12 protein-coding genes are annotated in these 14,809 nt (G+C 71.1%); 6 read left to right on the forward strand and 6 right to left on the reverse strand.

The window, feature by feature from the left end; translation table 11 throughout:
* Window positions 1–855 (reverse strand): MBL fold metallo-hydrolase (locus AB0B98_RS29255; RefSeq protein ID WP_357366753.1); only part of this gene is annotated, 855 nt, incomplete at its 3' end.
* A gap of 137 nt (window positions 856–992) precedes the next feature.
* On the opposite strand from AB0B98_RS29255, the gene AB0B98_RS29260 reads away from it, so the two are divergent.
* Window positions 993–2,210 (forward strand): NADP-dependent isocitrate dehydrogenase, encoded by a 1,218-nt coding sequence (locus AB0B98_RS29260; RefSeq protein WP_238668321.1) that lies wholly within the window; start codon window positions 993–995, stop codon window positions 2,208–2,210.
* A 356-nt stretch (window positions 2,211–2,566) separates the two neighbouring features.
* Here AB0B98_RS29260 and galT read toward each other — a convergent pair whose 3' ends face one another.
* The 4 genes from galT to AB0B98_RS29280 all read right to left on the reverse strand — a co-directional run bounded on the left by galT (window position 2,567) and on the right by AB0B98_RS29280 (window position 7,710).
* Window positions 2,567–3,643: a galactose-1-phosphate uridylyltransferase gene (gene galT, locus AB0B98_RS29265; protein WP_357366754.1), complete on the reverse strand. Its 1,077-nt coding sequence runs from the start codon at window positions 3,641–3,643 to the stop codon at window positions 2,567–2,569.
* Window positions 3,644–3,655: 12 nt separating this feature from the next.
* Entirely contained in the window at window positions 3,656–4,465 is an 810-nt protein-coding gene (locus AB0B98_RS29270) for a DeoR/GlpR family DNA-binding transcription regulator (RefSeq protein ID WP_357366756.1), read from the reverse strand.
* Window positions 4,466–4,577: 112 nt separating this feature from the next.
* On the reverse strand, window positions 4,578–6,107 hold the full coding sequence (gene cysC, locus AB0B98_RS29275) for an adenylyl-sulfate kinase (RefSeq protein WP_238668318.1): 1,530 nt from the start codon (window positions 6,105–6,107) through the stop codon (window positions 4,578–4,580).
* Between the two features lie 88 nt (window positions 6,108–6,195).
* Window positions 6,196–7,710, reverse strand: a complete 1,515-nt coding sequence (locus tag AB0B98_RS29280) for a glycosyltransferase family 2 protein (protein ID WP_357366758.1) — start codon at window positions 7,708–7,710, stop codon at window positions 6,196–6,198.
* Between the two features lie 241 nt (window positions 7,711–7,951).
* On the opposite strand from AB0B98_RS29280, the gene AB0B98_RS29285 reads away from it, so the two are divergent.
* From AB0B98_RS29285 to AB0B98_RS29305, 5 genes are all read left to right on the forward strand, one after another.
* Window positions 7,952–8,866, forward strand: coding sequence for an ABC transporter ATP-binding protein (locus AB0B98_RS29285; protein ID WP_238668316.1), 915 nt, complete (start codon window positions 7,952–7,954; stop codon window positions 8,864–8,866).
* A complete protein-coding gene (locus AB0B98_RS29290; protein ID WP_357366760.1) occupies window positions 8,859–9,764 on the forward strand; it encodes an ABC transporter permease in 906 nt (301 codons plus the stop codon). Before AB0B98_RS29285 ends, AB0B98_RS29290 begins: the two co-directional genes overlap by 8 nt.
* The gene (locus AB0B98_RS29295) at window positions 9,764–10,675 is read left to right on the forward strand and encodes an ABC transporter ATP-binding protein (protein WP_091406310.1); all 912 of its coding nucleotides are present in this window, start codon (window positions 9,764–9,766) and stop codon (window positions 10,673–10,675) included. The genes AB0B98_RS29290 and AB0B98_RS29295 overlap by 1 nt, the downstream gene beginning before the upstream one ends.
* A gap of 1 nt (window position 10,676) precedes the next feature.
* Complete coding sequence (locus AB0B98_RS29300; RefSeq protein ID WP_238668314.1) at window positions 10,677–11,387, forward strand: ABC transporter permease subunit; 711 nt, start codon at window positions 10,677–10,679, stop codon at window positions 11,385–11,387.
* A gap of 93 nt (window positions 11,388–11,480) precedes the next feature.
* Window positions 11,481–12,125 (forward strand): hypothetical protein, encoded by a 645-nt coding sequence (locus tag AB0B98_RS29305; RefSeq protein WP_238668313.1) that lies wholly within the window; start codon window positions 11,481–11,483, stop codon window positions 12,123–12,125.
* A gap of 44 nt (window positions 12,126–12,169) precedes the next feature.
* On the opposite strand, the gene valS is transcribed toward AB0B98_RS29305, so the two are convergent.
* Window positions 12,170–14,788 carry a valine--tRNA ligase gene (gene valS, locus AB0B98_RS29310; RefSeq protein WP_357366763.1) on the reverse strand — a complete coding sequence of 873 codons (2,619 nt, stop codon included), beginning with the start codon at window positions 14,786–14,788 and terminating at the stop codon, window positions 12,170–12,172.
* Window positions 14,789–14,809 lie beyond the last annotated feature (21 nt).

Genomic DNA, 14,809 nt, shown 5'->3' on the forward strand with positions numbered 1-14,809 from the left:
CGTTGGACGTCCCTCGTGCCGAACTGACGCAGCGAGTTCTTGAAGGCGGCGAGGGTGAGGGTCGTCGTCTGGCTGCGGAAGACGTCGCCTTCGGGCCAGGACGGTGGGGGAGTGGGTCCGCAGGGCGGTCAGCCGCGAGGTGCGGGCGACTTCCGGGTCTTCCTCGTGGGCGTACGCCAGGTCGGGGTCGACGAGTTGCAGAACGTGCACCAGCAGGTCCCCGGTGAGCAGCATCCGTTCGTCGGCCGAGGTCAGAAGCACGCACTGGTGACCGGGCGTGTGGCCCGGGGTGGGCAGCAGACGTACCGCTGGGGTGAGGGCGGTCTCGCCGTCGACCACCCGGAGCTGGCCGGCGGCGCGCAGGGGCGCGATGAGGCCGGCCGGGAGCCCCGGGTTGAGCGTCTCCGCCGCGTCGAGTTCGGCGCGTTGCAGCAGGTAGCTCGCGTTCGGGAAGTACGGCCGCCCCGGCGTGCCGGTGACCGCCCAGCCGATGTGGTCGCTGTGCAGGTGGGTCAGGACGACAGTGTCGACATCGGCGGGGTCGATGCCCGCTGCGGCCAGCTCGGCGGGCAGTCGCCCGGGCACGGGCGCCCAGCTCGCGGCGGGTGCGTCGGCTGGGCCGATCCCGGCGTCGACAAGCGTGACAGGCCCGTCGCCGGCGCGGATCGCGAAGCTGCGGAATGGCAGCCACCACTGCCCGTCGGCGGTCACCGAGCCGGGGTCGCGCCGGTCGGCCTCCGCCCAGTGTGCCGCTGTGGCCTGCGGAAACGCTTCCGCGCGAGGCTGGAAGAAGGCACCCTCACCGTCGGTGAGCGCGGTGACCGTGATAGACCCGAGGGTGCGGTTCAGTGGCATCGGACGATGATTCCAGGGCATTCCTGTTCCGCGCAGCCCGGTTCCGCCGGCCGGTAGAGGCCGGCTGGGGGCTGCCGGCCCAATTGCAGTACGCTCGTACTGCTTGAGCACGTGTCCCCCGAGAGGAGCGCCGGCCGATGGCGAAGATCAAGGTAAACAACCCGGTCGTAGAACTCGACGGCGACGAGATGACCCGGATCATCTGGAAGCAGATCCGGGAGCAGCTGATCCTGCCCTACCTCGACGTCGACCTGCACTACTACGACCTGTCGATCCAGCACCGCGACGAGACCGACGACCAGGTCACGATCGACGCCGCCAACGCCATCAAGGAGCACGGCGTCGGCGTCAAGTGCGCGACCATCACCCCGGACGAGGCCCGGGTCGAGGAGTTCGGCCTGAAGAAGATGTGGCGGTCGCCCAACGGCACCATCCGCAACATCCTCGGCGGCGTCGTCTTCCGTGAGCCGATCATCATGTCCAACGTGCCGCGGCTGGTCCCCGGCTGGACCAAGCCGATCATCATCGGCCGGCACGCCCACGGTGACCAGTACAAGGCCACCGACTTCGTCGTCCCCGGCCCGGGCACGGTGACCATCACCTACACCCCGGCCGACGGCGGCGCGCCGATGGAGATGGAGGTCGCCAACTTCCCCGGCGGCGGCATCGCCATGGGCATGTACAACTACGACGAGTCGATCCGGGACTTCGCCCGGGCGTCTTTCCGGTACGGGCTGGACCGCAACTACCCGGTCTACCTGTCCACCAAGAACACCATCCTCAAGGCGTACGACGGTCGGTTCAAGGACCTCTTCGCCGAGGTGTTCGAGAACGAGTTCAAGGCCGAGTTCGACGCCGCCGGCATCACCTACGAGCACCGGCTCATCGACGACATGGTCGCCGCCGCGCTCAAGTGGGAGGGCGGCTACGTCTGGGCCTGCAAGAACTACGACGGTGACGTGCAGTCCGACACCGTCGCGCAGGGCTTCGGCTCGCTGGGTCTGATGACCTCCGTCCTACTCTCCCCGGACGGTCGTACCGTCGAGGCCGAGGCCGCCCACGGCACCGTCACGCGGCACTACCGGCAGTACCAGAAGGGTGAGAAGACGTCGACCAACCCGATCGCGTCGATCTACGCCTGGACCCGGGGCCTGGCCCACCGGGGCAAGCTGGACGGCACGCCGGCGGTCACCGAGTTCGCCAACACCCTGGAGCAGGTCATCGTCGACACCGTCGAGGGTGGCCAGATGACCAAGGACCTCTCGCTGCTCATCTCGCGGGACGCCCCGTGGCTGACCACCGACGAGTTCATGAACGCGCTCGACGAGAACCTGGCCCGCAAGATCGCTGCCTGATCCAGGCGTACCGCGTCATCGGAGCCCGCCGGCACCTCAGCCGGCGGGCTTCGGCGTGTCAAGCGCCGCCGCGCCGATCGGCGTCACTGCGGCCGGCGCGCCTCGTTGACCAGGATGGACGAGATGCCAGTCGCGTCCAGGAAGGTTGACCACGGTCGACCCGCGGCACCCGTGCGCCGATCAGCCAGCCTTCCCGGCTGTGCCGTGCACAGCCAGCCGTCCCTTCCCTGCGGGGGGCCCTGTCCCGGGCCCCCCGCGCCCTGTTTCCCGCCACGCTCAGGCCGCGCGCCACGCTCAGGCCGCGCGCCACGCTCAGGCCGCGCACCAAGCGCAGGCCGCGCGCACAGCAGGGTTGCTCAGGCGGCGCGCAGCAGGTCCGCGGCGCGTTCCGGAGCGATGTCGTTGATGAAGACCCCCATCCCGGACTCGGAGCCCGCCAGGTATTTCAGCTTGTCCGTGGCCCGTCGGATGCTGAACAGCTGTAGGTGCAGGTGGCCCAGTTCGCGGTCGACCCGCACGGGAGCCTGGTGCCAGGCCGAGATGTACGGCATCGGCATGTCGAACAGGCCGTCGAAGCGGCGCAGTAGATCCAGGTAGAGCGACCCGAAGGCGTCCCGCTCGCTGTCGCTGAGCGCCGGGATGTCCGGCACCACGCGGTGCGGTGCGATGTGCACCTCGAACGGCCAGCGGGCGGCCGCCGGGACGAACGCCGTCCAGTGTTCGTTCTCCGTGACCACCCGGTCGCCGGTGGCGCGCTCGGCGGCCAGCACGTCCGCGTACAGGTTGCCCCCACCGGTCCGCTCGGCGTGCCGGCGCGCCGCGGCCAGCAGCGCGCGGGTGCGCGGCGTCACGAAGGGGTACGCGTAGATCTGGCCGTGCGGATGGTGCAGCGTGACACCGATTTCAACGCCCCGGTTCTCGAAGCAGAAGATCTGCTCGACGCCGGGCAGCGCGCCGAGCACCTCGGTCCGGTCGGCGAGGGCGTCCAGCACCGTGCGGACCCGGCGCGGCGGCAGGCTGGCGAAGGAGGCGTTGTGATCCGACGTGAAGCAGACCACCTCGCACCTGCCGAGGCCCGGCCGGACCGGTGTGAACGGGGTGATCTCCCCGGGCTCCTCGGCCACCCGACCGCTCAGCGACGGGAACCGGTTCTCGAAGACCACCACGTCGTAGTCGGGTGCGGGGATCTCGGTCAGCCGGTCGCCCACCGAAGGGTCGAGAGGGCACTCGTTCGCCGGCGGGAGGAAGATGCGGGTCTGCCGGTGCACGGCGACCGCCACCCACTCGTCGGTCAACGGGTCGTAGCGCAGTTGCGACGCGGGGGGAGGTGGCGGCAGGTCCCGGCGGTCCGGCTGGTCGCGGACCGCGTCGTCGCGCTCGTCGAAGTAGATCAGCTCCCGGCCGTCGGCCAGGTTGATCGCGGTGCGCTTCACGGCGCCGTCCCCTCAGTTGTCGGCGTGCGCGTCACGCGGCCCGCCCCCTGTTGCCTTCACCATGATCAATTCGCCCACGTGTTCGCCGAGTACCCGTCGTGCGGGTGGAGGCAACCGGTCGTCGCTGACCAGTACGTGGGCCGCCGCCAACCCGACAATCGAGGAGATGCCGACAGTGCCCCACTTGGTGTGGTCGGCGAGCACCACAAGCTGGTCCGCCGCCGCCACGAGCGCCCGATCGGTCTCCGCCTCCATCAGGTTCGGGGTGGTGAAGCCGGCCCGCTCGGTGATGCCGTGGACGCCCAGGAAGAGCAGGTCCAGGTGCAGTGACCGGACGGCCCCGACCGCGAGCGGACCGACCAGCGCGTCCGAGGGTGTGCGTACGCCGCCGGTGAGCACCACCGTCTGGTCCGGGCGGCCACCGGCGTGCATGATCTCGGCCACCGGCAGCGAGTTGGTCACCACTGTCAGCTCGGGCACGTCCACCAGCCGGCGGGCCAGCTCGGCCGTGGTGGTGCCGGCGGAGAGCGCGACCGCCGCTCCCGGGCGGACCAGCTGAGCGGCCCGGTCGGCGATGGCGGCCTTCTCGGGCAGTTGGCGGACCGACTTGGCGCGGAAGCCCGGCTCGTCGGTCGAGCTTGGCCCGGTCGTGGTGGCGCCGCCGTGCACCTTGGCCAGCAGGCCGCGCTCGTGCAGCGCATCGAGGTCACGCCGGATGGTCATGTCGGACACGCCGAACTCGGTTGCCAACTCGCTGACCCGGACGCCGCCGGTCGAGCGGACCCGCTCCAGGATGGCAGCCTGCCGCTGCTGAGCGAGCATCCGCCGTGCCTCCCCGAGCCTCCACGTACCCTCACGCGGTCAAACGTGTTCCAACAAAGATGAACACTAGCGCGTGCCGCTCAGCTGTGGAAGGAACGGGTACGGCGACGCCTCAGGCGGTGGCGATCTTCAACTCCACCCAGCCGGTCTCGGTCAGATGGTGCAGCACTGCCTGCACCGCGTCCGCCACGCTCAGGTCGGTGGTGTCGAGCACGAGATCGGCGTCGGTCGGCTCCTCGTACGGGTCGTCGATGCCGGTCATCCCGGTGAGCAGGCCGGCCCGCGCTCGCGCGTACAGGCCCTTGCGGTCCCGCCGCTCGCACACCTCCAGTGGCGTGGCCACGTGCACCAGCACAAAACCCGATCCGGCGGCGAGGGCCATCTCCCGGGCGGTGGCCCGAGCCGCCGCGTACGGAGCGATCGGACAGCAGATGCCCACCCCACGGTGCCGGGCGATCTCGGCGGCAACCCAGCCGATCCGCCGGACGTTGAGATCCCGGTCGGTCTTGCTGAAGCCGAGCCCGGCGGAGAGTTCCCGGCGCACCACGTCCCCGTCGAGCAGGGTCACCGTGCGGTCGCCGCTCTCCCGTAACGCGTCCGCCAGCCCTCGGGCGATCGTCGACTTGCCGGAGCCGGAGAGGCCGGTCAGGAAGACCACCAGCCCGCGCTGCCGACGCGGTGGCCGGGCCCGGGCCAACTCCCGTGCCACAGCGGGCGGGGTGTGCCACTCCGGCAGCGGGAAACCCCGGTCGAGCAGGTCGTCGATCTCCGGCTGGGTCAGCGCGAGCCGGCGGTTGCGCGGTGGGATGTCCTCCCGCCAACGCCACTGCCCGTCCCGATTGTCGTAGGCGAGTTCGCGCGGCACCAGCACCCGCAGCCCGGCGCCGGAGAGCATCTCCCCGGTGGAGAGCAGATGGGTGACCCCGTACGCGGCCGAGACCCGGGCGCGCAGCAGCGCGTCGCTGATCTCCTCGCGTCGGTGCGACAGCGGCACCGCGACCAGGGTGGCGGGTGGCATCCGGTCCCGGGCGGCGAAGATCGTACGGACCAGCGCCTCCGGCGGAAGCCCGTCTGCGCCGCCCTCGCCGACCGGGATCATCACGAGCAGGTGAGCGGCCAGGGTGCGGGCGGCGTGGGCGATCTGGGCGAGCTGTGGACGATGCAGCGGCCGGTCGGCGATCACCCCGAGCACCCGCCCCGGGGGCAGCAGCGCACGGACCTCCTCGGGGTTACGCCGCAGGCGCTGGAACGGACCGTGCCCCCCGTCGCCCAGCCGCCGAACCTGGCCGCCCACTCCCGCCACGCCCTCGCGGACCGGCCAGACGTCGGCCACGTCCAGGGCGGCCGTCGGTGCGCCCTCCCCGTCGGTCAGCACGAGCGCCCGGCGGGCCGGGTCGCGCGGATCGAAGCTCTGCGCCAGGGCGGCCGGCACCTGGAGGACGACAGCGACCTGCCACGGTGTGCCGTCGGCCAGCCGGCCGCGTCGGCTGACCGAGACCAGGTCGGCGCGGGTCATGAAACCGGTCAGAGGGGCGTACGCGCCGGTCAGCAGCAGCTCCAGATCCGCGAGCTCACCGGGACGTGGCGTGTACGCCGGTGCGTCCCGTAGCACCTCGTCGGGCAGCACCCAGCCGTTGCTCATCCACACCCCCCACTCGCTGACCGGCACACAGTTTCGCAGCCGACCGCCCATCGGTCGAGGGCGCCACTCCAAGACCCCCGCGGGCGGATCAGCGCTTGATCCGTCGGCCTACCGCGGACCGCACCCGGTTCCACACCTTCCGCTCGTCGCGGATCCGGGGTCGCGAGCCGTCGGCCCGGCAGATGAACACCAACGGCAGCCGCGCGTCCTCGGTCCAGCCCACGTTGGTGATCCGGGCCTTGAGCTGCCAGCTGCCCCTGGTCCGGCCGCCGTTGAGGGCGGCGAAGTCGATGGTGGCGGTGGCCCGGTGCACCAGGTGGACGGTGTCCGCTCCGGTCGTACCGGTGATCCGCTCGGTCTGGAAGGTGTTCGGAATGAAGATCTCGGCGCCGGTCTCCCGATGGCGGGCCACCAGGTCCAGGCGGGCCTTGCGCACCTGCGCGGTGGCGTCGAGCACCTCGGGGGTGACCTCCTCCATCGGGAGCATCAGCACGTCGCGGCCCTCGTCGGCGCGGAACCCGACCGGCTGGTCCGCGGCGCGCAGCTCGGCGGCGACGGTCACCGTGACGGCGTGGTCGACACGTTGGAATTCATCGACAGTGCCGTGTGCGGCGATGCCCGCCTCCCAACGGGCAAGCCTGCGCAGGTCCGCGACGCGCCCCTGCTCGGCCAGGTACGCCACGGCTCGCAGCAGGGGCGGCAGACCACCGGCGACGCCCGGAGCGAAGCGGTCCTGGATGATCTTCTGGATCTCCAGCGCGACCTGCTCCAGCCACTCCTCGGGGGCGTTCAGCAGCCGCTTGCCGCGCAGTCGGCTGAGCATCTCGTTGCGCATCCAACGCCGGTGCAGCCGGTCCCGCAGCGGGCCCGGCTCGGTGTTGGCGTCCACCACGTCCAGCGCCTCCCGCACGCTGGCGAAGTAGCTCGCCGGGTCCAGCTCGCCCGCTGTGACGTTGCGCGCGTCGCCCCGCTGGACGTGGTGGTAGCAGACGTAGTCGGACAGCACTGAGGTGCGCCGGGACAGGAAGTAAGCCCGGATGACCATCGAGTGGTCCTCCAGCCGACGCTTGCCGCCCTCCGGAAACCGCAGATCATGCTCGTTGAGGAACGACCGCCGGAACAACTTGTGACAGGTCAGGCTGTCGACAAGGGGGGAGTTGCCGAGGGTGGCGTCGAAGCGGTTCTTGCGGAACAGCTCCCGCGGCACCGGGCGTCCGTACCCGGCCATCTTCCCCACCACGATGTCGGCGTCGTTCGCCTTCGCGCAGGCGTAGAGCCGCTCCAGTGCCTCGTCGGCGAACCAGTCGTCGTCGTCGGCGAAGAAGACGTACTCGCCGCGGGCGTGCTCGACGCCGAGGTTGCGCGGCCGCGACGGCCAGCCGGAGTTCTCGATGTGCAGCACCCTGATGTGCGGGTGCTCGGCGGCCAGCCGGTCCAGCCGCTTCGCGGTGCCGTCGGTCGAGCCGTCGTCGACGAAGATGGCTTCGAACTCGTCGGCGGGCAGTGACTGGCGCAGCAGCGAGGCAGCGAGCTTCTCGATGTGTGGACCGCAGTTGTACGCCGGCACCACGACGCTCACCTTGGGGACGCCCACCTCGGCCATCAGGATCCCTCCCGCGTCGTCGGTCGATCACCGGGCGGGTCGAGCCGCCTGGTGAACGGGAGGTGAATGGTGTCACCTTGGACGGGTCTTTCCCAAGGCGGGGTCGGGTCGAGTGCGGGACCGGCGGAAACGTGGCGTGAGCCGCAGCGGGGGACCTTAGGGGTCCGGCTGGGAAAGGATCAGGGGAGTGCCGGGGGCGTGCCGGTGTCCCTGCCGGGCATCGACTCCCTACGCTGGGCGCGTGACACTGATCGCGACCCAGTCGCTCACCAAGACGTACGGAGGTCGGGTCACCGCGTTGGCCGACCTCACCGTCGCCGTCGAGCCCGGGATCATCGGCCTGGTGGGCGCGAACGGCGCCGGCAAATCCACCTTGATCAAGATTCTGCTCGGCCTGATCGCACCGACCAGCGGTCAGGTCTCGGTGCTCGGCATCGACCCGACCGCAGACCCGGCGGCTGTCCGCAGCCGGGTCGGCTACATGCCGGAACACGACTGCCTCCCACCGGACCTGTCCGCCGCCGAACTGGTCACCCACCTCGGTCGGATGAGCGGGCTGCCCCGCACCGCGGCTCGCGAGCGGGCCTCGGAGGCGTTGCGGCACGTGGGGCTCTACGAGGAGCGCTATCGCCCGGTCGGTGGCTACTCGACCGGCATGAAGCAGCGCGTCAAGCTGGCCCAGGCGCTGGTGCACGACCCCGACCTGCTGTTGCTGGACGAACCGACGAACGGCCTCGACCCGGCCGGCCGCGACGCCATGCTGGCCCTGGTACACCGGATCGGCACCGAGTTCGGCATCTCCGTGCTGGTCTGTTCGCACCTGCTCGGCGAGGTGGAGCGGATCTGCGACACGCTGATCGCCATCGACGGCGGCCGGTTGCTGCGCGCCGACAACATCTCCGCGATGACCTCTGCCACCGACGTGCTCGCCGTGGAGGTCAGCGAGGGCACCGAGGAACTCGCCGCCCGGCTCGCCGAGCTGAAACTGCCTGTCGCCCGGGACGGGCGACTGCTGCTCGTGCCGCTCGCCGACGACGACACCTACGACCTGATCCTCGGTGCGGTCGCCGAACTGGACCTGCCACTGCACCGACTCGACCAGCGCCGGCACCGGGTGGCCGAACTCTTCGCCACGAGGGAGCTCACTCATGCCTGAGCCGTCCACCACCGCCGTGCGCGCCACGCCGACAGGCGTGATCCACGACATCGGCTACCAACGCTACGAAGGTCCGAGGCTCGGTCGCCGACAGGTCTTCGGCGCGCTCTACCTGCACGGTCTGCGGACCGCGTTCGGTCTCGGGCGCAGCGCCAAGGCCAAGATCTTCCCGTGGCTGGTGGTCGGCATCGTCGCCCTGGTCGCGGTGGCCCTGGCCGCGGTACGCAGCCAGATCGGCGAGCCGGTCGCCACGTACGCCCAGTTCGCCGACGCGATGAGCTGGCTTGTCATCTTCTTCGTCGCGGTCGTCGCCCCGGAGCTGGTCTCCCGGGACCTGCGCAGCGGTGTGCTGCCGCTGTACTTCTCCCGGCCGCTGCCGCGCTCCGACTACGCGCTGGCCAAGCTGCTGGCGCTGGTCACCGCCCTCTGGCTGTTGCTCGGCGGGCCGCAGCTGCTGATGTTCCTGGGTGCCGCCTTCACCACCAAGCAGGGCATGCGCGGGGTGTGGAACGAGCTGCTCGACCTGCTGCCCGGGCTGCTCTACGCCGGGCTGTGGGCTGTGGTCTTCGCCTCGGTCGGGCTGCTGGTCGCCTCGCTGACCGGCAAGCGCGCCTTCGCCGCCGGTGGGGTGGTGGCGGTCTTCCTGATGACCACCCCGATCGTCGGGGTGCTGAGCATCCTGCCGTCGCGCGCCGCCAACGAGCTGGCCGGGCTCGCCTCGCCCTCCACGCTGGTGCAGGGGGTGGGCATCTGGTCGCTGGGTGACCTGCTGGTCGAGGGCGATCCGGGCGAGATGATGATCGGCGGGTTCGGCCCGGTCTACGCAGTGGCCGCGGTGCTGTTGGTCGCCGGCGCGACAGCCCTCCTGCTGGCCCGCTACCGGAAGGTCGCCTCCTGATGAGCACGCTGAGCCTGACCGGGGTGTCCCGGTGGTACGGCAACGTGGTCGCGGTCAACGACATCAGCATGGCCCTGGGGCCTGGCGTGACCGGGCTGCTCGGCCCGAACGGCGCCGGCAAGACCACCCTGCTGCACATGATGGCCGGGTTCCTCGCCCCGTCGCGCGGCACTGTCACCCTCGACGACGAGCCGACCTGGCGCAACCCCGACGTCTACCGGCGGCTGGGGCTGGTCAGCGAACGGGAGGCGGTGCAGGGTTTCCTCACCGCGTACGAGTTCGTGCTGGCCAGCGCGAAGCTGCACCGACTGCCCGACCCGGCGGCCGCGGCCCGACGGGCGATCGACCTGGTGGAGCTGGAGTCGGCGCAGGACCGCCGGATCGGCACGTACTCCAAGGGCATGCGCCAGCGTGCCCGGGTGGCCGCCGCGCTGGTGCACGACCCGCAGGTGCTGCTGCTCGACGAGCCGTTCAACGGCATGGACCCGCGCCAACGGCTGCACATGATGCAGCTGTTGCACACCCTGGGTGACGCCGGCCGGACGATCCTGTTCAGCTCGCACATCCTGGAGGAGGTCGAACAGGTCTCCGGAACGGTGCAGGTGATGGTGGCCGGCCGGTTGGCCGCCTCCGGCGACTTCCGGACCATCCGCCGGTTGATGACCAACCGTCCGCACGTCTTCGCGGTGCGCTCCACCGACGACCGGGCGCTGGCCGTCGCGCTGATCGCGGAGGCGTCGGTGAGTGGGGTCGAGTTGGACCCGACCGGCTTGACAGTGCGGGCCGGTGACTACGGCGCGTTCACCCGGGCGCTGCCTCGGATCGCGCTGAACAAGGGCATCCGGGTACGCCAGCTGGTGCCGTCCGACGAGTCCCTGGAGAGCGTCTTCTCCTACCTGGTGGAGGCCTGACATGTCGACAGTTACCTGGATCACCGCGCGCGGTTTGTTCGGCCGACGTCGGTTCCTGCTGCTGCTACCGCTGCCGTTGGTGCTGCTCGGACTGGCCGTGCTCTGCCGGTCGCTGGGGGTGGACCCGGGCGAGTGGGGGCCGCCGGTGCTTGTCGGTCTAGGGCTGGCCGTGGTGCTGCCGGTGGTTGCGCTGATCATCGGCACGGGCGTGTTGGGCGCCGAGATCGACGACGGCACCGTGGTGCACATCCTGACCAAGCCGCTGCCGCGCTGGCAGATCGTGCTGCCGAAGCTCGCTGTGGCCGCCGGGGTCAGCGCGGCCACCGTCGCGGTGCCGCTCTACGTCGCGGGCGTGCTCGCCGACTCGGTACGCCTCGGGCTGGCGCTGGCGGTCGCGGCGGCGCTCGGCGCGCTCGCGTACTCGGCGTTGTTCCTCGCGCTCAGCCTGGTCACCAGGCGGCCGGTGCTGCTCGGGCTGGTCTACGTGCTGATCTGGGAGGGGCTGCTGGGCAACTTCGTCAGCGGCACCAAGGTGCTCTCCATCCAGCAGTACGTGATCGCCCTCGCCGACCGGATCGCCCCCACCGGGCTGCTGGAGACGAGCGTGTCGGTGCCGGTGGCGTCGGTGATGACCGCGCTGGTCAGCGTCGGCTTCACAGTGCTCGCCATCGACCGCCTGCGCTCGTTCAGCGTGGCCGGCGAGACGAGCTGACAGCGATGCGAGACGCCGTTCCGGCCAGCCCCCGCGTGGCGGTAGGGCTGGCCGGATGGACCGGGCGGGCCACCTCGGGCCAGGCTGGTGGGCGTGAGCGTCGAAGCGGAGCGGACGTCGTTGGCTGAGCCATACTCCCGGAGCAGCCGGCCGTGGCTGACCAGCCTGGCCGTTGCCGGGCTGGCCTGTGCCACTGTCGCCACTGCGGCTCAGGGCAGCGGCCAGTTCCACTGGTGGGCGGTGTTCATCCTGATCCCGGCCGCGTTGATCGCGGCCAGCGGTGGGCCGTTGCTGGCTCGCGGCGGCGGCCGGGCCTTCGGCGGGTACATGCTCGCCTGCGTCGGCACGATGGTGTTCGCGGTCGGCGCGCTGCTGATGTTCGGCGTGATGGGGCGAGGTTGGCCGCTCATGGTGGTGCTGCCCTGCCTGGCGGTGGCCGGCACCTACGGCTGGCGTGCGGCCCACCCGCTGGCCCGGGGCCTGCACCGGGCGGTGGCCCTGCTCGCGCTGACCGGAGCGCTGCTCGGCGTGACCCTGCAACTGATCCGGGTGGACCTGATCCACCTGGAGACCGGTTGGTGGGGCGCGTTCCTGATGCTGGCCGGGGCCATCGTGCTGGGCAACGCGGGCGAGTTGACCCGACACCGGATGCCGTACCGCCTCCAGGCGATCACCCTGCTGGTGGGGCCCTCCGTGATCGCGTTCCTGCTCGGGCTGCGTTTCCTGCGCGGCTGGTGACCCGCCGGTCCGCCGCCGCCCGCTCGGGCGGCGGCGGACCCGGGTCAGAAGGCGCAGGCGATGACCAACTCCGGGGTACGGTCCGGGAGCAGGTCGAGTTTGCCGATCCGGCCGGCCGCCCGTAGGTCGTCGGCGACCAGCGTGAGCTGCTCCAGCAGCGCCGCCGGGCCGAGCGCCTCCGCCAACGGCACCTCCGCCTTCATCGACAGCTTCCGCTCCGACTTGGCCCGTCGCACCTGGCTCAACGCGTCACCGGCGAGCCGCAGCAGCGCCGGCTCACCCGAGCCCTCGATCGTGCGGGCCACCTCGTAGGTGGTGGGCCACGGCGCCTGGTGCACCGAGCCGTACCGCCACCACGACCAGACCTCCTCGGTCACGTACGGCAGCACCGGGGCGAACAACCGCAGCTGCACCGACAGCGCCGAGGCCAGCGCGGCCCGTGCGGAGTCGGCCGCCGCGCCGGTGCCGTAGGCCCGCTCCTTGACCAGCTCGATGTAGTCGTCGCAGAACCGCCAGAAGAACGCCTCGGTGACCTGCAGGGCCGCCGTGTGGTCGTACGCGTCGAAGGCGGCGCTCGCGGCGGTGACCACGGTGGCCAGCTCGGCGAGCATGGCCCGGTCCAGTGGTGTTGTCGCCGACGACTCCAGGTCGCGGCGTGGCGTCAGACGCGCTGAGCTGGAGTTGTCGTACGGGGCGCGCAGCGCGTCCGCCGCGCCCAGCCCGAGCGCGAACTTGGACGCGTTGAGCAGTTTGGTGGCCAGTCGCCGGCCGACCTTGATCTGCGCCGGGTCGAAGGCCAGGTCCATGCCGGGTTTGCCGCTGGCCGCCCAGTAGCGCACCGCGTCCGAGCCGTGCTGCTCCAGCAGGGCCAGCGGGGTGACCACGTTCCCCTTGGACTTGGCCATCTTCTTGTGGTCCGGGTCGAGGATCCAGCCCGAGAGCACCGTGTCCCGCCAGGGCAGCACCCCGTGCTCGAAGTGCGAACGGACCACGCTGTCGAAGAGCCAGGTCCGGATGATCTCCTGCCCCTGCGGGCGCAGGTCCATCGGGAAGACCCTGGCGAACAGGTCCGGGTCGGTCTCCCAGCCACCGACGATCTGCGGGGTCACCGAGGACGTGGCCCAGGTGTCCAGCACGTCCGGGTCGCCGATGAAGCCGCCCGGTCGGCCGCGTTGCGACTCGTCGTAACCGGGTGCCGGATCGCTGGATGGATCGACCGGCAGCGCCGACTCGTCCGGCGTGAGAGGGTGGGACCAGTCCGGCTCGCCAGTGTCGTCGAGCCGGTACCACACGGGCACCGGCACGCCGAAGAAGCGTTGACGGCTGACCAGCCAGTCCCCGTTGAGGCCGCCCACCCAGTTGTCGTAGCGGTGTTTCATGTGCGCCGGCACCCAGTGCAGCTGCTCGCCCCTGCCCAGCAGCGTGGCTCGCAGCGCCTCGTCCCGGCCGCCGTTGCGCAGATACCACTGTCGAGTCGAGACGATCTCCAGTGGCCGATCGCCGCGTTCGTAGAACTTGACCGGGTGGGTGATCGGACGCGGCTCGCCGATCAGGTCACCGGTGTCGGCCAGCATCCCGACGATCTCCCGGCGGGCGCCGTTGACTGTCTGCCCGGCCAGCGCCGCGTACGGCTGGGTCGGCACCCCGTGCGGCGGCTCGGGGAGCAACCGACCGTCCCGGCCGATCACCACCCGGGTGTCCAACCCCAGCTCACGCCACCAGGTAACGTCGGTCAGGTCACCGAAGGTGCAGACCATCGCGACGCCGGTGCCCTTGCCGGGTTCGGCGAGGGGATGGGCGTACACCGGCACCTCGACGTCGAACAGCGGGCTGCGCACGGTGCCGCCCACCAGGTCGGCGTACCGCTCGTCGTCGGGGTGACAGACCAGCGCCACACAGGCCGGCAACAGCTCGGGCCGGGTGGTGTCGATGAGCACCTCACGCCCGTCGGCCGCGGTGAACCGCAGCCGGTGGTAGGCGCCGGGGCGCTCCCGGTCCTCCAACTCCGCCTGGGCGACAGCGGTGGCGAAGCCGACATCCCAGAGGGTCGGCGCCTCCGACTGGTACGCCTCGCCGCGGCGCAGGTTGCGGACGAACGCCCGTTGGCTGGTGGTCCGGGCGATCCGACCGATCGTCGTGTACGTCAGGGACCAGTCCACCGAGAGCCCGAGCCGCCGCCACAGCGCCTCGAAGGCCTGCTCGTCGGTGACCGTCAGCCGTTCGCACAGCTCGATGAAGTTGCGCCGGGAGATCGGGGTGGGGTTGCGGCGGGCCGCGTCGTCGACCGGAGCCGCCGGTGGCCGCCACACCGGGTCGTACGGCAGCGCCGGATCGCAGCGCACCCCGTACACGTTCTGTGCCCGACGCTCGGTGGGCAGGCCGTTGTCGTCCCAGCCCATCGGGTAGAAGACGGCCTTGCCGCGCATCCGCTGGTACCGGGCTGTGGTGTCGGTGTGCGTGTACGAGAAGACGTGCCCCATGTGCAACTCGCCCGATACGGTCGGCGGCGGGGTGTCGATCGAGAACACGTCGCTGCGCTGCTTCGAGCGGTCGAACGCGTACGTGCCTTCCTCCTGCCAGCGGCGTGCCCAGCTCTCCTCGAGCCCGTCCAGTGTCGGACGCTCGGGAACGCCGGCGCGGGCCGTCCTCGCCGTGTCGGTCATCTTGCGATCGTAGGCACCTGC

The organism is Micromonospora sp. NPDC048947, assembly GCF_040649495.1.
GTDB lineage: Bacteria > Actinomycetota > Actinomycetes > Mycobacteriales > Micromonosporaceae > Micromonospora > Micromonospora alfalfae.

Excerpts from the sequence above, each read along its gene's own strand:
- AB0B98_RS29260 (WP_238668321.1), top strand. The coding sequence starts at position 993 with ATGGCGAAGATCAAGGTAAACAACCCGGTCGTAGAACTCGACGGCGAC.
- AB0B98_RS29270 (WP_357366756.1), bottom strand. The coding sequence starts at position 4,465 with ATGCTCGCTCAGCAGCGGCAGGCTGCCATCCTGGAGCGGGTCCGCTCG.
- cysC (WP_238668318.1), bottom strand. The coding sequence starts at position 6,107 with ATGAGCAACGGCTGGGTGCTGCCCGACGAGGTGCTACGGGACGCACCG.
- AB0B98_RS29280 (WP_357366758.1), bottom strand. The coding sequence starts at position 7,710 with ATGGCCGAGGTGGGCGTCCCCAAGGTGAGCGTCGTGGTGCCGGCGTAC.
- AB0B98_RS29290 (WP_357366760.1), top strand. The coding sequence starts at position 8,859 with ATGCCTGAGCCGTCCACCACCGCCGTGCGCGCCACGCCGACAGGCGTG.
- AB0B98_RS29295 (WP_091406310.1), top strand. The coding sequence starts at position 9,764 with ATGAGCACGCTGAGCCTGACCGGGGTGTCCCGGTGGTACGGCAACGTG.
- AB0B98_RS29300 (WP_238668314.1), top strand. The coding sequence starts at position 10,677 with ATGTCGACAGTTACCTGGATCACCGCGCGCGGTTTGTTCGGCCGACGT.
- valS (WP_357366763.1), bottom strand. The coding sequence starts at position 14,788 with ATGACCGACACGGCGAGGACGGCCCGCGCCGGCGTTCCCGAGCGTCCG.